General features: G+C 45.0%; 13 protein-coding genes. 6 read left to right on the plus strand and 7 right to left on the minus strand.

What is annotated here, in order from left to right; all coding sequences use genetic code 11:
• Positions 1–51: 51 nt before the first annotated feature.
• Entirely contained in the window at positions 52–930 is an 879-nt protein-coding gene (locus ACOJUN_RS13805) for an F-box/WD repeat-containing protein (RefSeq protein WP_422132520.1), read from the minus strand.
• A 238-nt stretch (positions 931–1,168) separates the two neighbouring features.
• On the opposite strand from ACOJUN_RS13805, the gene ACOJUN_RS13810 reads away from it, so the two are divergent.
• Positions 1,169–1,411 (plus strand): hypothetical protein, encoded by a 243-nt coding sequence (locus ACOJUN_RS13810; RefSeq protein ID WP_422132521.1) that lies wholly within the window; start codon positions 1,169–1,171, stop codon positions 1,409–1,411.
• Between the two features lie 99 nt (positions 1,412–1,510).
• On the opposite strand, the gene ACOJUN_RS13815 is transcribed toward ACOJUN_RS13810, so the two are convergent.
• On the minus strand, positions 1,511–3,448 hold the full coding sequence (locus tag ACOJUN_RS13815; RefSeq protein WP_422132522.1) for a WD40 repeat domain-containing protein: 1,938 nt from the start codon (positions 3,446–3,448) through the stop codon (positions 1,511–1,513).
• Positions 3,449–4,558: 1,110 nt separating this feature from the next.
• Here ACOJUN_RS13815 and ACOJUN_RS13820 point away from each other — a divergent pair.
• The 3 genes from ACOJUN_RS13820 to ACOJUN_RS13830 all read left to right on the plus strand — a co-directional run bounded on the left by ACOJUN_RS13820 (position 4,559) and on the right by ACOJUN_RS13830 (position 7,935).
• The gene (locus tag ACOJUN_RS13820; protein ID WP_422132523.1) at positions 4,559–5,725 is read left to right on the plus strand and encodes a hypothetical protein; all 1,167 of its coding nucleotides are present in this window, start codon (positions 4,559–4,561) and stop codon (positions 5,723–5,725) included.
• Positions 5,726–6,389: 664 nt separating this feature from the next.
• Positions 6,390–7,544 (plus strand): hypothetical protein, encoded by a 1,155-nt coding sequence (locus ACOJUN_RS13825; RefSeq protein ID WP_422132524.1) that lies wholly within the window; start codon positions 6,390–6,392, stop codon positions 7,542–7,544.
• Positions 7,545–7,647: 103 nt separating this feature from the next.
• Complete coding sequence (locus tag ACOJUN_RS13830) at positions 7,648–7,935, plus strand: hypothetical protein (RefSeq protein WP_422132525.1); 288 nt, start codon at positions 7,648–7,650, stop codon at positions 7,933–7,935.
• A 196-nt stretch (positions 7,936–8,131) separates the two neighbouring features.
• Here ACOJUN_RS13830 and ACOJUN_RS13835 read toward each other — a convergent pair whose 3' ends face one another.
• From ACOJUN_RS13835 to ACOJUN_RS13845, 3 genes are all read right to left on the minus strand, one after another.
• Positions 8,132–9,340 carry an F-box/WD repeat-containing protein gene (locus ACOJUN_RS13835; protein WP_422132526.1) on the minus strand — a complete coding sequence of 403 codons (1,209 nt, stop codon included), beginning with the start codon at positions 9,338–9,340 and terminating at the stop codon, positions 8,132–8,134.
• 715 nt (positions 9,341–10,055) lie between these two features.
• Complete coding sequence (locus ACOJUN_RS13840) at positions 10,056–11,846, minus strand: WD40 repeat domain-containing protein (RefSeq protein WP_422132527.1); 1,791 nt, start codon at positions 11,844–11,846, stop codon at positions 10,056–10,058.
• A gap of 571 nt (positions 11,847–12,417) precedes the next feature.
• Entirely contained in the window at positions 12,418–12,738 is a 321-nt protein-coding gene (locus ACOJUN_RS13845; protein WP_422132528.1) for a hypothetical protein, read from the minus strand.
• Between the two features lie 150 nt (positions 12,739–12,888).
• Here ACOJUN_RS13845 and ACOJUN_RS13850 point away from each other — a divergent pair, with 150 nt between their 5' ends.
• Complete coding sequence (locus ACOJUN_RS13850; RefSeq protein WP_422132529.1) at positions 12,889–13,065, plus strand: hypothetical protein; 177 nt, start codon at positions 12,889–12,891, stop codon at positions 13,063–13,065.
• A gap of 124 nt (positions 13,066–13,189) precedes the next feature.
• Here ACOJUN_RS13850 and ACOJUN_RS13855 read toward each other — a convergent pair whose 3' ends face one another.
• Positions 13,190–14,971 (minus strand): WD40 repeat domain-containing protein, encoded by a 1,782-nt coding sequence (locus ACOJUN_RS13855; RefSeq protein WP_422132530.1) that lies wholly within the window; start codon positions 14,969–14,971, stop codon positions 13,190–13,192.
• Between the two features lie 334 nt (positions 14,972–15,305).
• On the opposite strand from ACOJUN_RS13855, the gene ACOJUN_RS13860 reads away from it, so the two are divergent.
• Complete coding sequence (locus ACOJUN_RS13860; protein ID WP_422132531.1) at positions 15,306–18,062, plus strand: hypothetical protein; 2,757 nt, start codon at positions 15,306–15,308, stop codon at positions 18,060–18,062.
• 13 nt (positions 18,063–18,075) lie between these two features.
• Here ACOJUN_RS13860 and ACOJUN_RS13865 read toward each other — a convergent pair whose 3' ends face one another.
• The gene (locus ACOJUN_RS13865; protein WP_422132532.1) at positions 18,076–19,497 is read right to left on the minus strand and encodes a hypothetical protein; all 1,422 of its coding nucleotides are present in this window, start codon (positions 19,495–19,497) and stop codon (positions 18,076–18,078) included.
• Positions 19,498–19,699: the final 202 nt, after the last annotated feature.

The raw sequence follows: 19,699 nt of genomic DNA on the forward strand, positions 1-19,699 counted from the left end.
TGATCTAATCGTAACCAACCTGGAAAACGGGGCTTTGATCCGGGGAAATGATCAATCAGTAGAAAATGGGTGTGTGTCTTTCATCTTTAGTTGAGTGATTTGCACAGTATTGTTGCCATGGATGGTCAGCACATGGCCATCGGCGCTGAAGGTGGCTGAGTTGACACAGTCGTCATGGGAAATAGTGGCTTTTTCTACCCATGACCCATCAGCCTGCTGGCCATAAATTTTCGTCGCGCCATCTTTACTGGCGGTTATTGCATAGCGACCATCGGGGCTGAAGGTGGCGGATTTGACCCCGTCATTATGGGAAACAGTGGCTTTTTCTGTCCATGATCCATTGTCCTCCTGGCGATAGATTTTCAACGTTTCATTGTCAATGGCGATCATCATATGGTGGTCATCGGGGCTGAAGGCGGCACCGCTACCAGAGAAGGTGGCTTTGGTTTCCAGGTTAAATTTTTTACATTGAGACATCAGTTTAGTGAGAGTGCACAAGAACAGAGCAGGAAAATAAATACTCGGTTGGCGATCCATGACTGACTTGATTAATGCCTTATCCTTGGTAAAGCGCGTCAACCAACCCTCGAGTTGATTTTTATTTTTTTCAGTGACGATTGTCTTTAATAGCGCCTGGTGCGATGAAGGAAACCGGCGAAACCACGCCCTTGCTATTGCAGTATCATTTTTGAGAGTGTCGTTAATGTATGAATTTACCTGTGCCAATTTGGCAATATCGTGGGCCTTCAAATAAGTAAAAATTTCGGATTGCATTTCCTCGGGCAAACTGAGCAATGGTGAAGGCTTTTTCTTGTTTCGTACGATGATCTTCCTATCCTTAGCGGTACCACTTGCTCTTTCTGATCGGGATGGGTTCGCTGTTGATGAAAGTGAACCACAAAAACAGGAAAGGCTTTTTATGAAATTCATGGCTCGTTTCTCCACGGTTATTATTTAAATTTGGTTTGTGGGGGTATTTAAAATCGATTGTGCTACTTAGAGTCGGATTTAGTATGAGAGTTCAAGACATTGATGTAAGCCTGACTAACAAGAAAACAAGACTTCGATTCGGGAAAATGATCAACAATTAGAAAGGGGGGTTCTGTCTTTAACAACTCGTTCCCACGCTCTGAGGGTGTCGCAAAACTCTCTCCGGCGTGGGAACGCGTTGACTCCCGTCATTGTCGGCTTCATTCTCGTCATTGCCGGCTTCATTCTCGTCATTGCCGGCTTCATTCTCGTCATTCCCGCGAAGGCGGGAATCCACACTGACTCTCCACCAGAACCATACTGCCCGGTGTCCCCCTGGCCTTGTCATCCCCGAGAAGGCAGAGATCCACCGTTGGCGCTGGATTCCCGCCTTCGCGGGAATGACGACTTCAGTTCCCACGCAGGGACCCACAGGGCCTGAAAGCATAGGAACCAGAGTTTTGCGGCAGCCTCGCTTCGCGTGGGAACGAGTTGTTGGCATTATACGACAACTTCTCACCAAAGGGTTGACAGCAATCAGTCATTTATTCATCTGCAGTTCAGTGATTTTCAGCGTGTTATCGCCATGAATGGTCAACACATGGCCACCGGTGCTGAAGCTGGCTGACACGATCGCACTATGATGGGAAATGATGGCTTTTTGTTCCCAGGAACCATCACTCTGCCGACCATAAATTCTCGCGGTTCCATCGGCACTGGCGGTGATCACATGGTGGCCATCGATGCTAAAGGTTGCTGAATTAACTTTCCTAAGGTGGGATATGGTCGCTTTTTCTCCCCAGCATCCATCGATCTTCCGACCATAGATTTTCACCGTGTTATCCTGACCGAGGGTGATCACATGGCGGCTATCGGGGCTGAATATGGCTGAGTCGACAAAACCGTCATGGGAAATGATGGCTTTTTCTTCCCATGATCCATCGTCCTTCTGGCCATAGATTTTCGCTTTGCGATCTAAACTGGCGGTCACCACATGGCGGCCATTGGCGCTGAATGTCGCTGAGCAGACACTCAGGTTATGGGAAATGGTGACTTTTTCTTCCCATGATCCTTCTTGGTTCTGGCCATAGATTATTGCTCTGCCATCATCACTGGCGATTACCATATGGCGGCTATCGGAGCTGAAGGTGGCTGAGTTGATCCACTTATCATGGGAAATAGTGACTTTTTCTTCCCATGATCCATCGGCCTCCAGGCTATAAATACTTGCCTTGCTACCTGCGATGGTCACCAGATGGCGACTATCGGAGCTGAAGGTGGAGCTGAAGGGGGCTGAGTCAACAAAGTCGTCATAGGAAATAATGGTTTTTTCCAGCCATGACCCATCGTCCTCCTGATCGCAAATTTTCACTTTGCCATCAAAACTGGTGGTCACCAGATAACGACCATCGGGGCTGAAGGTGGCTGAGCAGACTCGGTTGTCATGGAAAATAGTGGCTTTTTCTACCCATGACCCATCGTCCCTCTGGCCATAGATTTTCGCCCTGTGATCTCCACTGGTGGTCACTACACAGCGACCATCGACGCTGAAGGTGGCTGAGTTGACGAATTTATCATGGCAAATAGTGGCCTTCTCTACCCATGATCGTTCGTCCTTTCTGCCGTAGATTTTCGCCCTGCCGTCGTTACTGCAGGTCACCACATGCTGGCTATCAGTGCTGAAGTTGGCTGATATGACCCACTGATCATGGGAAACAGTGGCTTTTTCTTCCCATGATCGTTCGTCCTTCTTGCCATAAATTTTCGCCTTGCCATCCATTCCAGTGGTGACTGCATAGTGGCTATTGGCACTGAAGGTGATCGATACGACACTCATATAATGGGAGATAGTGCCTTTTGTTTCCCATGATCCATCGTTCTTGTGGCCATAAATATCCACCGTTTTTTTATCATTCCTGACGCTCAGCAGATGACGGCCATCGGCACTGAAGGTAGCGGAGTTTGTCCTGCCATGACAGGGAAGGCTGGCTTTTGTCTCTAATTTAAATGTTTTACATTCAGACATCAGTTTGTTGAGAGTGAAAAAGAACAGAGCAGGAAAATAAACACTCGTTTGGCGATCCATGATTGACTTGACTAAAGCCCCATCCTTTGTAAAACGCAGCAACCATTTCTGGAGTTCCTGTTTATCTTTTGTCGCGACAATTGTCTCCAGCAGAGCCTGGTGTGATGAAGCAAACTGGCGATACCATGCCCTTGCCATGGCATCATCATTTTTGAGCCTGTTGTTAATGTTTGAATTTGCCCGTGTTAACAGGGCAATATCACGAACCTGCAAATAAGTGAAAATTTTGGATTGTATATTCTCGGGCAAATCGAGCAATAATGAAAACTCATTCTTGTCACATTCAATGACGTCTCTACTCGCAGAGGTGCCAGTTGGCGTTCCTGGTCGAGATTCATCTGTTGTTGATGAAAGTGGACCACCAGTGCGAGCATTGCTATTTATGCAATCCATAGTTTGTTTTTCCGCTGCTATTATTTATCCCCGGCAGGCAAGGATATTCAAAATTGATTCTGCAGCTTGGACTCGGTCTTAGTGTGAAAGTTCACAAGATTATCTAATCGTAACCAACAAGAAAACGGGGCTTTGATCTGTGAAAGTGATCAATCAGTAGCAATCGGGTTTTTGTCTTTCATCTTTAGTTGAGTGATTTGCACAGTAGCAACTCGTTCCCACGCTGGGACCCACAGGGCCTGAAAGCATGGGAACCAGGGTGTATTTATCATGGCAAATAGTGGCTTTTTCTTACCATAATCCACCGTCCTTCTTGCCATAGAATTTCACGGCCCAGACCCCCCGACTACATTACCCATACGCCAGTTATACCACGCGTCAGCCCCCAAGGCTGAATATACCAATGCTGCGAGGGCTCCCGGTATTGCAGCGCCTTTCAACGCTCTGACATGAAGTGAACCAGAGCAAAAACAACATCCCGCAAGAGCACTTACGCATATGACTGGGGTTATCGCAATAACTACAAGTCCAGTTCCGTACAATGCAATTATATTTGCCACAAAACCATCAGCGTTATATGAACCCCAAATATAGCTATAGTACTCCTGATCGGAGTGGTCATTGGAATGAACAATGTCCGAGAAAACACATGCATATCCGAGCATTATTACAAAGAGATAATTCTTCATTAGACGACCTCAGAGTTCATTGATTCATGTTTCGAAAAAAATAGCGTTTAACTGGAAACTCGTAAATCTGGCTTGTACGAACCAGATATTGTCATCAGGGACCATCACATGGTGGTCATCGGGGCTGAATTTACAGAAGTCTAACCCAGCATCAAGCAGGAGGGTGACTTTTGCCTCTAATTCAAACGTTTTACATTCAAACATCAGTTTGGTGATGGCGGAAAGGAACAAAATTCCCTTATGAGGGAGGACGCTGGAATGCGACCAACAAAGATGTTGCAGAGCGTGATTCAGAGGGAATCGGGTCGGGGTTCTTTATTGAACAGTTCCGGCTACAGAAAGGCTAAAAGCAATGGAATTCACCATGACGAATCTCAGTTAATTAACTAGTCTGCCTGAACGGTCTGGTTCAGGAGGGTTTATGCTCAGAGCGGGTTTGAGTGTGCTGTTGTTTGTATTTTTGTTGTCTGGAGTCTTCTATAGTCATGGATGTAACGGCCACGGGAAAGATAAAATAGTAACGGATGAATCGGGTCGTCAAAGGTGTAAGCAGTGTGACCGTAATCTTGATGACTGCGATTGTCGATGTTATCGATGTCACAGGCAGTTCAGGGAAAAAAGGGAAATCGCCCAGGCAAGAATAAGAAAAAGAGGGCAGACGGCTAATACCCCAAGTTCCAGAGGTAAGGACCCCAAGCCCAAAGTGGTGTATTTATCCACTGAGAATACTTGCCAGTGTGAAGAGCTACCACCCGCTTCCAGTCTGAAGCTGGGTCCCAGGATAAAGTCTGTTGCTTTTGATGGACCTTCAACAAGCAAAATGGCTTTGTTAGAGTCGTCCGCGAGTGGCTTTTTCAATGAAGTGCTTATTGCGCCTGCTCCAGATGGGAGAAATCAGTTTGATTATGAATGGGTTAATCAGCAGTATGATTTTAGCCTTGTCCAGCAGCAGACTTCATTGGTTGATGAACCTGCCAACGAGCAACCAGACACAACAACTTCATCCTTCAATGACTGTTATTTGGAAAGCAGCATGGAAGCGTTCGTCTTCGACGATCCAGATAGCAAGGTACATCAATTTCGGCAGCTATTAACTCAGGTACAGTCTGCCATTCGACAGAATGTCGTGTTAGGGTTGATCCTTTTTGGCTGGATGAGAGAGTACACTTGGCCCCGGCGCAATATCCGGACTTTGGAAGAGAATGAATACGTTCTGACGCTTCCTAATCCTCAGGGAGGCTTTTTCCTTGCTGTTCTTATCAAAGAAGACAGTATGATCTTTGTTTTTCTTCTGAATCAAGATGACGAAGTGATGGGCTATGCCAGTAATGAAGAAAGTCACGTTATTTTTGCGATCAACTGCTATCTGAATAAGGAGAGAGGTAAGCTTTATCCAGTTGATTTGCCTGACAATGATTTGTTCAAACATATGGTGAGGGCCACCTTTAAAGCTTTTCGTTACATTGATGAAAAAGCAGGAGAAGTCTCAGAGGGAGTCAAAGGCGACTCAGAGCCTGGAGTTGTTTTGGCTTCTGATAACTCAACGGGGCTAATACCCATCGAACTTTCTAACTCCCTGGTGCGCTGAAAATTTGAGCCTTAAGTACCTGGCCAGTTGGTTTCGCATATTCTGGTGAGTGGATTTTTTCATCCTTCAAGGCGCAACGACGGGCGCGTAGCCATAGCTACGCAAGCAGAGTTGGAACGCAGAAGGATGGAAAAAGCCGCCGTCCAGAATATGCGAAACCAACTGGTTAGGTACTTAATCCTGCGTTGGCGATTGTCGCCCTGTCTTAAGGCTCAGAAGTCTAACCCAGCATTAAGGAGGCTGTCGCAAAACTCTGGTTCCCATGCTTTTAGGCCCTGTGGGTCCCAGCGTGGGAATCCATACTTATCTCGAGCTGCAGAGTCCGCTTTTCAGGAGAAGTATGCATTCCCACGCAGAGCGTGGGAACGAGTTGTTGGGCTTTTGCGACAGCCTCTAAGGGGGAGGGTGACTTTTGCCTCTGATTCAAACGTTTTACATTCAGACATCAGTTTGGTGATGGTGGAAAGGAACAAAATTCCCTTATGAGGGAGGACGCTGGAAAGCGACCAACAGAGATATTACAGAGCGTGATTCAGAGGGGAATCGGGTCAGGGTTCTTTATTGAACAGTTCCGGCTACAGAAAGGCTAAAAGCAATGGCATTCAAGATGACGAATCTGAATTAATTAACTAGTCTGCCTGAACGGTTTGGTTCAGGAGGGTTTATGCTTAGATCGGGTTTGAGTGTGCTGTTGTTTGTATTTTTGTTGCCTGGAGTCTTCTACAGTCATGGATGTAACGGCGACGGGAAAGATAAAATAGTAACGGATGAATCGGGTCGTCAAAGGTGTAAGCAGTGTAACCGTCATCTCGATGACTGTGATTGTCGATGTTATCGATGTCACAGGCAGTTCAGGGAAAAAAGGGAGATCGCCCAGGCAAGAATAAGAAAAAGAGGGCTGGCGGCTAATACCCCAAGTTCCAGAGGTAAGGACCCCAAGCCCAAAATGGTGTATTTATCCACTGAGAATACTTGCCAGTGTGAAGAGCTACCACCGGCTTCCAGTCTGAAGCTGGGTCCCAGGATAAAGGCTGTTGCTTTTGATGGACCTTCAACAAGCAAAATGGCTTTGTTAGAGTCTTCCACGAGTGGCTTTTTTAATGAAGTGGTTATTGCACCTGCTCCAGATGGGGGAAATCAGTCTGATTGTGAACGGGTTAATCAGCAGGACGATTCTAGCCTTGTCCAGCAGCAGACTTCAGTGGTTGATGAACCTGCCGGCGAGCAACCAGTCACAACAACTACATCCTTCAATGACTGTTATTTTGAAAGCAACATGGACACGTTCGTCCCCGACGATCCAGATGATAGCAGGATAGATAAATTTCGGCAGCTATTAACTCAGGCACAGTCTGCCATTCGACAGGATGTCGTGTTAGGGTTGATCTTTTTTGGCTGGATGAGAGCGTACACTTGGCCACGGTACAGTATCCGGACTTTGGAAAAGAATGAATACGTTCTGACGCTTCCTAATCCTAAGGGAGGCTGTTTCCTTGCTGTTCTTATCAAAGAAGACAATATGATCTTTGTTTTTCTTCTGAATCAAGATGGCGAAGTGATGGCTTATGCCAGTGATCAGGAAAGTCACGTTATTTCTGTGATCAACTGCTACCTGAATAATGAGGGAGGTAGGCTTTATCCAGTTAATTTGCCTGACAATGATTTGTTCAAACATATGGTGAGGGCCACCTATAAAGCTTTTCTTTGCCCGGTTGAAGAAGCAGGAGAAGTCTCAGAGGGAGTCAAAGGCGACTCAGAGCCCGGAGCTGTCTCGGCTTCTGATAACTCAAAGGGGCTTAATACTAATCGAACTTTCTAACTCCCTGGTGCGCTGAAGATCTGAGCCTTAATCCTGTGTTAGGTGTCTTTGTGCCAGTCTCTGCTATGCTGATCTTCTTCGACATTTTATCAAGGAGTAACCCATGAGTGTGAAACCCAAACCCAAACCTCAGACGACAGAGATTAATAATATCCGTAACACCCTGGCTGACGTAATTGACGGCCTTGGTCAAACCCGTGGTGAGATGCACCAGAGATTTGACCAGCAAGATAAGCGTTTTGACCAGCAAGAGAAGCGTTTTGACCAGCAAGAGAAGCGTTTTGACCAGCAAGATAAGCGTTTTGACCAGCAAGATAAGCGTTTTGACCAGCAAGGTTCTGATATTGCCGCTATCAAAGAAATGCTCCAAGTCTTACTCTCGCGCCAATAGCCACGCCACCTAACAACACGCTCAACAGGGACGCACATACTGTGCGCCCGTCAGCTTTGGGTTGGCGATTGTCGCCTTGTCATAAGGCTCAAATCTCCACGCTCAACACGGGAAAGCACGATTGGTATAAGCTGCCGGGCAGGAATTGCAGAAGAAAAATGTGGACCCGGGCTAATGAGTGACAGCAAACAATCAGTCATTCATTCATACGAAGTTCAGTTATTTTTGCCGTGTTATCTTCATGGACGGTCAAGATGATTTCTATCCGCCATGATCCATCGTCCTTCTTGCCACAGATTGCTACGGTGCCATCGTTACTGCAGGTCACCAGATGGCGGCTATCGGCGCTGAATTTGGCTGACCTGACAGGTTTGTAATGGGAAATAATAGCTTTTTTTACCCATGACCCATCGTCCTGCTTGCCATAGATTATTGCTCTGCGATGTTCAATGGCCACCACATAGAGGCCATCGGCGCTGAATTCGGCTGAGTTTTCAAAGTCGTCATGGGAAATGATGGCTTTTTCTACCCATGAACCATCGTCCTGCTTGCCATAAATTTTCGCCTTGCCATCTTTACTGGCGGTCACGATATAGCGGTCAGCGGGGCTGAAGGTGGCTTCAAAGATAGATTTAACATGGGAAATAGTGGCTTTTTCTACCCATGATCCATCGGTACTCAGGTCATAAATTTTTGCGGTTTTATCGTCACTTGTGGTCACCACATGGCGGCTATTGGCGCTGAAAGTGACCGACCTGACCCAGTCATCATGAGAGATAGTGATTTTTTCTTCCCATGATCCACCGTCCTTCTTGCCGTAGATTTTCACTTTCCCTTTGTCAATAGGGATTATGACATGGTGGCCATCGGGGCTGAACTTAAACAAGTCCGATTTACCAAAAGCGGGGAATGTGGCTTTTGTCTCTAATTTAAATGTTTCACATTCAGACATCAGTTTAGTGACAGTGGAAACGAACAAAACAGGAAAATACTTGCTCTCTTGGCGATCCATGATTGATTTGATTAATGCCTCATCCTTTGTAAAGCGCCTCAACCAACCCTCGAGTTGATTTTTGTCTTTTGAAGTGAGGGGTGTCTTTAGTAGCGTCTGGTGTGATAAAGCAAACTGGCGATACCATGCCTTTGCTATTAAATCAGCATTTTTGATAGTGATGTTAATGTGTGAATTTACCTGCGCTAATTTGGCAATATCATGAGCCTGCAAATAAGTACAGATTTTGGATTGAAGTTCCTCGGGCAATCTGAGCAATGGTGAAGGCTTTTTCCTTTTATGTATAAAGACGTTCCTATTCATGGCGGTACCACTTCTTCTTTCTGATCGAGACTGATCCGCTGTTGATGAAAGTGAGCCACCAAAACAGGAAAGGCTTTTTATGAAGTTCATGGCTCGTTTCCCCATAGTTATTATTTAAATTGGGTTGGTATTTAAAATTGACTGTGCAATTTAGAGTCGGTTTTATTGTGAGAGTTCAAGACATTGTTGTAAGCCTGACTAACAAAAAAGCAGGGTTTTGATCCGGGAAAAATGATCAATAAGTACTCAGCCATATGGAATCGAATATATCTGGCTTATTGGTCAGATGTTGCAGAAGAATATGAGGGTTTGGGCTAATGAGTGACAGTCAAATAAAATTGCAACAATCGCAAAATCAATTACGCTAGCAGCCTGTCGGACTTAAGCGTCCGTAGCGAGGATTGCAAGAAACAGAGATTTTTAGACCAATTTATTGCAACCGCAGTAGGACAGTCTTAAGTCCGACAGGCTGCTAGACACAAGATAAATCGTCAAAAGGTGAATTTATCTTGTGGGGTTCAACTACAAAGCTAGCCAAGATTGAAGGCGTAACCAGCCAAACTATAAGGCGCAAGATCGAAAGCGGTCACTACGAAAAAGTGAAGAAGTGGTGGTCACTTCCGCATATTCATTAACCAGCAGAGGAAGATATGCTATACAAGAGTGAGTTCTGGAAAGCAAAAATCCAGCATTGACACGCAAAAGCGTATCTTACTCAAAGAGCACCCTGATGCAGAATTTATCATTGACAAGGTAGCTTGAACCTTGTCCATAACAGCGAGTGTTGCGCTCGTTGCCGATTTAATCAAGAGTCATTCATCTGTAGCTCAGTGATTTTCACTGTGTTAAAGCCATGGACGGTCAACACATGGCCATCGATGCTGTAGGTGGCTGATCCGATGGGAATATTGAGGGAAATGGTGGCTTTTTCTTCCCAGGTTCCATCACTCTGCTGGCCAAAAATTTTTGTCGTGCCATCGTCACTGCCGGTGATCACAAGGCGGCTATCGATGCTAAAGGTGGCTGATGTGACTCTCCCGAGATGGGAAATGGTAGCTTTTTCTTCCCAGGAACCATTGATACTCTGGTCATAGATTTTCACCGTGTTATCTTGACTGCGGGTAATCACATGGCGACTATCGGGGCTGAAGGTGGCTGAGTAGACAAAATTGTTATGGGAAATGATGGCTTTTTCTTCCCATGATTCATTGCCCTTCAGGCCGTAGATTTTCGCTGTGCAATCCCAACTGGCGGTCACCATATGGCGGCTATCGGGGCTGAAGGTGGCTGAATCGACACGATGATCATGGTAAATAATGGCTTTTTTTCTCCATAATCCATCGTCTTTCTTGCTGTAGATTATCGCCCTGCCATCGTAACTGGAGGTCACCAAATGGCGACTATCGTCGCTGAGTATGGCTGAGTTGACCCTATGCATATCGGAAAAGATGGCTTTTTGTTTCCATGCTCCATTGGCCTCCAGGCCATGGATTTTTGCACCGTGATGGATAGTGGTCGTCACCAAATAGCAGCCATCGGCGCTGAAGGTGGTTGATCTGACTGAATCATCGTGGTTAACGGCTTTTTCTGTCCATGATCCATCGTTCTGCTGGCTATAGATTTTCCACTGGCCGAATAAACTGGTGGTCACCACATGGCAGTTATCATTGCTGAAGGTGGCTGATATGACTGGCTCATCGTAGCGAATAATGGCTTTTTCTGACCATGATCCATCGTCCTTGTGGCTATAAATTTTTGCCTTGTTATCACTACTGGCGGTCACCAGATGGCGACCATCGGTGCTGAAGATAGCTGAGAAAACAAATTTGTCATGGGAAACAGTGGCTTTTTCTACCCATGAGCCATCGTTATTCTGACCATAAATTTTCACCTCACCACCAACACTGGCGGTCACCACATGGCAACTATTGGGGCTGAAAGAGACTGTGAATACATTGTTATTATGGGAGACAGTGCTTTTTTCTTTCCATGATCCATCGTCCTTCTGGCCATAGATTTTTAGCGTTTTATTGTCAATGGCGGTCACCACGTGGCGGCCATCGGGGCTGATAGTAGACGTGCACAACTTGTTATTACCGGGGAGGATGGCTGTCTCTGATTTAAATGTTTTGCATTGAGACATCAGTTTAGTGAGAGTGAAAAAGAACAGCGCAGGAAAATAAATACTTTCTTGGCGATCCGTGACTGACTTGACTAATGCCTCATCCTTTGTAAAGCGCTGCAACCATTTCTGGAGTTCATCTTTATCTTTTTTAGCGACGATTGTCTTTAAAAGAGTCTGGTGTGATGAAGCAAACCGGCGATACCATGCCCTCGCCATTGCTGCATCATTTTTGAGCCTGTTGTTAATGCGTGAATTTGCCCGTGTTAATTGGGTAATATCATGAACTCGCAAATAGGTGAAAATTTTGGACTGTATTCCCGGGGGCAAATACAGCAATAATGAAAACTCATTCTTGTCGTGTACAGTGACTTTCCTACCCGCAGTGCTACCACTTGGCGTCTCTGGTGGAGATTGATCTGGTCTTGATGGAAGTTTATCACCAATACCGGAATGGTTATTTATGCAATCCATAATTCGTTTTTCGTGGTTATTTTTTTATCCCTGGTTGTCAAGGAGATTCAAAATTGATTCTGCAGCTTAGAGTCGGTTTTAGTGTGAAAGTTCACATTGTTCTCATGCTCTCTGGACAACTTCTAATCACAGGATTGATGGCAAACAATCAGTCATTAAGTACCTAACCAGTTGGTTTCGCATATTCTGGGCGGCGGCTTTTTCCACCCTTCTGCGTTCCAACTCTGGTTGCGTAGCTATGGCTACGCGCCCGTCGTTGCGCCTTGAAGGATGAAAAAATCCACTTGCCAGAATATGCGAAACCAACTGGCCAGGTACTTAATCTCTAGCCTGTAAAATGTCGTTCTTCCCTCTCAAAATTTTTCGCGAAACCCTTCAGCAATTTTTTCCAACTTAGCCATTACAACCCTACTTTTTATTGGTAGTTAGTACTTTTTTTTGTTTTTTCACTCAATCGATCGAATTGAGCCTCGGAGGGATTAAAACGTCCTTTCCCATCCCTTCTTTCTGTCTTTCCTCGATGATTCTGATCATCTTCCAGGATTTCAAATCAGTTGGTTATCGCTGGCTTTTATGTTTTGTTTTCGCATTCAACAAATTCCCCCAAGTCATCATCTGACCTGGTTCTCAGCTTTTCAGTCATCTGCTCAACCATCTCATCGGTTGTAGTAAAACGACCAGGAACACTCCTCAACTCAGAAGTGCCATGTTGAGCATACTCGCAAAATGCGGTCATTTCCTCAAACAGCTCAGCCGGTACAGCATAGAACTGAACCTCATTATTCGAGGTCACTGCGATTGCCTCTCCCTGGGCTTCCGCTATGGCATTGCCCGGATTGGTTTTGAACTTACTAATAGAAGTCGTGAACCCACAAAGCACTCTCTGCAACATAAAATCACCTTATTTAGATTCAAGTTAAATCATTATTTAGACTAAATATAACACTATATTTAGATAACAGGCACAGGCAAGGGCGCAAATACCGAGGAAGACAGTCACTCCGGGGATATCCTCACACTGAAATTAACTCAGGAAGGGGACGTGATTGGCACGCTGAACAAAGATTTTGCTGGTTATAGTGAAAAACACAGCCTCAATAAAAACGCCTTCCTGGAAAAGGATATGTATATCGGAAAAGATGGCTTTTTGTTCCCATGCTCCATCGGCTTCCAGGCCATGGATTTTTATACCGAGATCGATAATGGTCGTCACCTGTAGAGCAATTTACCAGTGACAGCAAACAATCATTTATTCATCTGAAGTTCAGTGATTTTTGCCGTGTCATTTAACATGTGTTGCAGCAAAATAATGTGGCTCTGAGCTAATGAGTGTTCGCAAACATTTAGCTATTCATCTGTAATTCAGTGATTTGTACGCTGTCACTTGCGGTCAACACATGGCCATCGATGCTGAAGGTGGCTGCCCCGATCGGATCACGACGGTGAATGATGCCTTTTTCTTGCCATGATCCATAGTTCCCCTGGCCATAAATCTTCGCCGTTCCATTGATACTGACAGTGACCAGGTGGCGGCCATTGACGCTAAAGCTTGCTGATGTGACAAGACCAACATGGGAAATGGTGGTTTTTTCTTTCCACGATCCATTGACCTTTCGGCCATAGAGTTTCACCGTGTTATCTTCACTGCAGGTGATTACATGGCGGCTATCGGCGCTGAATTTGGCTGAGAAGAAAGTATCTTTATCGCGAATGACGGCTTTTTTTTCCCAGGATCCATTGTCCTTCTGGCCATAAATTTTCGCCTTACCATTTTTACAGTAGGTCAGCAAATGTCGGCTATCGGGGCTGAAGGTGACTGAATTGACATGTTTATGGGCAATGAAGCCTTTTCGTTCCCATGATCCATCCTCCTTATGGCCATAGATTATCGCCCTGCCATCGTGACAGTTGATCACCAAATGGCGATTGTCTGCGCTCAGTGTTGCTGATTTGATGCCTTTATTACGGATGGCGATTTTTTTTTCCCAGGAACCATCGGCCACCAGGCCATGGATTTTCACCCTGTCATCGATACCAGCAGTCACCAAATAGCGGCCATCGGCACTGAAGTTGGCTGAGAAGATATAGTTGTCGTGGGAAACAGTGAATTTTTCTACCCATGACCCATCATCCTTCTGGTAATAGATTTTCGCCTCCTCATCGTCACTGCGGGTCACCAGGTGGCGGCTATCGGGGCTGAAGCTGGCTGACAAGACTTTATCATCGTGTTGAATAATGACTTTTTCTTCCCATGAGCCATCGTCTTTGGGGCCATAAATGATCGCCTTGCAATCATCACTGGCAGTCACCATCTGTCGGCTATCAGGGCTGAAGCTGGCTGACCTGACCCTTTCTTCATGGGAAATAGTGATTTTTTCTTCCCATGATCCATCGTCCTTCTGACCACAGATTTTCACAGTTTTATCGTCACTTATGGTCAACACATGGCGACTATCGGGGCTGAAGGTGGCTGAGTTGACGGTGTCTTCGTGAGTGATAGTAACTTTTTTTTCCAATGAGCCATCGTCCTTACGGCCATAAACTTTCACCCTGTTATCTCTACTGCAGGTGATCACATGGCGACCATCGGGGCTGAAACTGGCCGATTTCACACCAGCACTATCGGGGAGGGTGGCTCTTCTCTCTAATTTAAATGTTTTACATTCAGACATCAGTTTAGTGAGAGTGGAAAAAAACACAGCAGGAAAACAAATACTCTTCTGGCGATCCATGACTGACTTGATTAATGCCTCGTCTTTTGTAAAGCGCCCCAACCAAGCCTCAAGTTGATTTTTATCTTTTGCAGCGACGATTCTCTTCAGCAGAGCCTGATGGGATGAAGGAAACTGGCGATACCATGCCTTTGCCATTGCTGTATCATTTTTGAGTGTGTTGTTAATGTAGGAATGTGTCCGTGTTAATTTGGCAACGTCATAATCCTTCAAATAAGTAGAAATTTCGGATTGTATGTCCGGGGGCAGATCGAGCAACATTAAAGGCTTGTTCTTGTTACCTTGAATAACGTTCCTACCCAGAGTGGTACCAGATGATGTACCTGATCGAGTTTGATCCGGAGTTGATGTCAGTGAGCCACCAAAACAGGAAAGGCTTCTTATGAAATTCATGGCTCGTTTCTCCATAATTTTAACTTTAGTTGGCAGGGATACCCAAAATTGTTTCTGAGAGTTAGATTCGGTTTTAGCATGAAAGTTCAAGACATTGATGATAGCCCGACCAACAAGAATCCGTTGAACGATAAGTGAATCCCCAGACGTTTATGGAGATATTTTTTTGTTCTTGTCATTGAACCTTTCTCATTGTCAAGAGTCTAAGTGCAAAAAGATTACTAACAAATCAACCGAAAAATTATAATTTCATGCTGCACAGCGATACTGAGGGAGACTTAAGTTTACGATCTCCAGATTAAAGTATGTGTAACAATCAGGAGGTAAATTTTTAATGAATATTCGCCCGAACCCAAGCCCACTACCCGTTAATTCAGACACTGAACCCAAAGGGAGCAGTTTATCTAAAAGCTTTAAAAGGCAACTGGATGTTTTGGACCCAGATGATCCGCACTCCTCCAAGCTGCCATCTTTAACCCTGGTTGCAGCATTCCCCCCTGAAAGTAACATTAATGCTCGATCGGTCACTACACTTGAACCCTTTATCAACTCAGATGCCGATAAACCCTGCAAAATGATTCCATGGGGCGCTGAATTCGAGCGTATTTATCAATCCCTGGAGCAAGAAAAAGATCAGGAGATCGAAGCCCAGGTAAATGCTCTCAGTGATGCTCAGATTCAAAGTCTATTCACTGTTACCCGACCCTCTCAAAACTGGGTAAGATCTGAACCTACGAATTCACTTATTGAATTGGCCGTCGTTACCGAAAAGGCAGGCCATATTTTTTTCCAGGTTTTATTTGACCGACTGTCTTCGGAAGAACTACAGCATGCACTGTTAGAACCATACGATGACAACAAAACGTTTTTACATCTGATATGCTGTGTTATGGATAAACCATTACTCAAGAAGCTGGAAGAGAAAATAGATAGACAAACCCTTTTGGAGATGCTCACCCAACCCATAAATGACCTTGCTTCTCCCCTTGCATTTGCCTGTCTCTATAATAAAAGTACCCATCTGTTTGACACCGTCTTTGATGAAAACAGGGAATTGATTGTAAAACTCCTGAAGGGGAGTCCCGACCTTGATCAAAGCATACTACAGTTCATGTGCAATGACAGAGCAAGGCCCGGTGGAGCCCTCCAGCTAAGGACTGAAAAATACTTTCACCGTATTCAACAACTGTTATGTAAGCTGAACCCGCAGGAACGCTTTGACGCTATCCAATTTACCGGAAAATCCAATGAGTCTGCTTTACTATGGGCCTGCACAGGCACACGACTCCATTCTGATGAATTGGTATTGATACTGACTGAAGAATTGGATGATGTTCAAAAAGCCAGGCTTTGTACCGTGCAATCGGAAACGGGCCATTCACTGATACAAAAGTGCCTTGAGCTTAACAAGCTTGATAAAGTTGCCTCTCTCTGCATGACTATCCACGATCAATCACTGAGGTTTAAGGTGCTGTCGATCTGCACATTGGAAGGCCATTCCTTCTTTAAACAGTGGCTTCTCAACTCTACTGATTCTCATAGAGAAATTGAAGAAGGTATAGAGTACATGCTGCAGGATATGATCGCTTACCACCGGATTCTGATCATTGCTGGTGATCGACGTATTTGGGATCAGACAATCGACGGTACTGATCATCAGGACATCACACGGCAGCAAGAGCAAACTCCGATTGTAGAGGCCATGAACAGGAGTAAAATGGGCTTGGCTGAATTTCTCTGGAAGCAGATTGCGGATCCAGAATTAAGAATTAAACTGCTGCTTTACAAAACCAGACATCAGACAACCCTGTTGCAGCATATGCTTGATGTCAGGGGGCAGTGGGATTACTTCAAATACAGGATCATGAACACCAGTAACGAGGCCTTGCAAAATTCATTTGCTGCTGAATTGTACCGCCATGCCTTAGCTGCCAAACGTTTTGTTGATGCAGAATATTATTTCAGCCAAATAAGTGATACAAAATTAAAACAAGATCTATCGAACGATCCCAAATATTTTTTAATGAGTATCTCCAGGAAAACAGAGGCGGATATTGAACGTTTTTTCAGTCAGAAAACTCCATCCCAATTAACAGAATCTGTAATCTATATACTTGAACAAACTTTCTACAATAAAAAATCCTTGCCGGAAAACCTTCTTCACGTGATTACATTGCAGAAGAATGCAGTCAATAAAGATACTTTTTCCAAATGGGCTACAAGTCCACAGCAAGGTGAACAATGCCCAATAACCACAGCCCTGAGTCGATACGTCATAGCTTACCGCAAATGGAAATGTCCTAAGGAATTCAAGTTCTATCCTGATAGCAGTGAACAGCGGGAAATGCTAGCCTGTTTGAATATGCAGATATTCCAGGGAATAGTAAGCATGATGAGTGAGGAGAAAGTAAAGGAGTTCTTCTTCTCTTTACAGGATGGTCATTATAAAGTTTTACATCTGTTTATCTATAAAGAAATCCTGAAAAACATAGTTTATTCCCTGGGTGATTCGGGCAAAGCCTTTCTTGAACAAATAAATCCTGCGACCGGTGGAAATCTATTGCATATTCTGTTTGAGCCCAGGCTTATTGATTCTGTAGATACAGAACTGAATGATATCATTAATACCGTCAATTGGCTGGATGAAAACTATGGATTAAGTCTGTTTTTGCAAGGTCGTATGAAAAACGATGGCTCAACTCCTTTACATTTACTATTCTTGGCAACCATCAATTCAACATTACTATCTGGTTGTATTGATTCAAAAACATTACAAGAGCATATGATGAATCGGCTATGTCAACCAAATGCAGATGCTCTCCTGCTGGTTGAGTTATTAAAGCTTAAAGACAATAACGGCTGCACACCGCTGCACAATTTCTTTTCCTGTAAATATATCAATAACAAAATCGGTGATCTTTTAATTAAAAAACTTGGTCTTGAAACATTTTTTAAGCTAATGCACATCAAAGACAACCAAGGCAATACTGTTATGGATCATTTTTCAAAACGCAATAATCATTTGCGTGAGAAATACCAAAATTTGTTTGAGACACTGCTTCCCAAAGATCATGATTGCTCTGTTTTATGAAAGTATTTTTTAGTCATTTTTGCCTCGAGATAAAAAAAGCTTTCTTTATGGCTCTTAGCCTTTTTAAGGCTACAGGCCCGAGTCTTTGATGGATTCTTTTGTGGGTCATCAGGTCTTGGGCGCTTCTAAAGTGACGCCCGCATGGCCTCCGTTGATTATCGGGCCAGGCCACTATTACTTCGCAGGTATGTCGGTGGCATCTGCTTTTGTGAACCGACAGACTCTGGCTATTGGGGAAGAGCTTTGCGCATGGCCTCTGCTGACCATCCTGCCTGACCACTGTTATGTCACAGAATCTTTGCCCGGAGTGACATCTTGCTTTGTGATACATCATGGTTCTGGCATCTTGGAAGACCGCTCCGCATGGCCGCAGCTGACCGTTCGGCCCGATCATTGTTTCGTAACAGGTATTTTGGTGAAATCTTCTTTTGTGATCCATCAGAATTTGAGCATTTTGGCAGATTGTCCCGCACAGCATCAGACGGCCATTGGGCCCGACCACTATTCTGTGACAGGTTTGTTGCCCGGTGTTGTCTCTGTTTTGGTAAACCGGCAGCGCCTGTGCTGTCGTTGCCGGGAGGGAGGTGGGTGGCAACCGGGTAAGCGAAGAGGAGAGCCTGACTTTTCTGGAAGGGACGCTCTGTCGATCGGAATCTTCATTGAGCCTTGACCATTGTTTCGGTCTTGCTCCTGATTGTCGGAATTTACAAACGCCATTACAGCTATCTGCCAAACAATTTAAACCGAAAGTGTGCTGCTGGTGTTCAGGGTCTCCATTACCGTCGCCAGAGTCAGAAGGCGGGTGACTGGTAATAGTGCCTCTAAGCCGGGTGGTTGTCCCTGAAGCTTGTTGGTTGGATGATGCTGCTGGCTGGCCATGTTTTTGGTCATGTTGTTGGTCAGCTCCTGAGCCAGAGGTCACGCTGTTGATCACAAATGGATACTCCTCCTGTGTCAACATCAATGCAGCCTCTTGTTGTCCCATCGGGTTAAACGAGGGTGAATCGGGGTTCCAATAGCTTTTCAGAAGCAGGCCGACAGTGATAAATGCTTCTACAGGTGGCCATGAATAAGGGTTGGAGTATAGAGGGCTGTCCTGGGTGTGCAGGATCATTTCATGAGCAATCAGCAGCTTCGTGGCGTAAAGCCATTGCCACGAAATTGATTCAATGATGGTTGTTTTTATCCCGTAATCATACGGAGTGTGTCGCTTTTCTTCAGTGGGCGAATCTGATCCTGCACAGAGGCTTGCGTCAGCAATATCGGATGTGTTGCCCGACAAGGCAGGGTGGTTTGGCTTAATAGAAAAGCTTTGGTAAGGAGAACCTGAATCAGGTTGAAGCTCGACAACAAAACGTCTTGTCAACGCCTCGGCCTGGCCGATGACAGACAACGAAAGCAACAGTAGTGTTGCAAAGCGTGAATGTTTAATCATCCTATCCTTGCCTTCTGGTTTACAGGGAGGAAGGATAGACCAGGAAAGCCACAAGAAATGGCGATTTTTGGTTCAGAGACCTAAGCAGCCTGTCGGACTTAAGACTGTCCTACTCGGCAACTGCTCCTGCGTTGCTCTAGCTCCTGCATCCATGCAGTCGTGCGGTTGCAATAAATTGGTCTAAAAATCCCTGTTTCTTCGT

Origin of the sequence: Endozoicomonas sp. ALD040 (assembly GCF_049275945.1) — a bacterium.
Taxonomy (GTDB): Bacteria; Pseudomonadota; Gammaproteobacteria; order Pseudomonadales; family Endozoicomonadaceae; genus Endozoicomonas_A.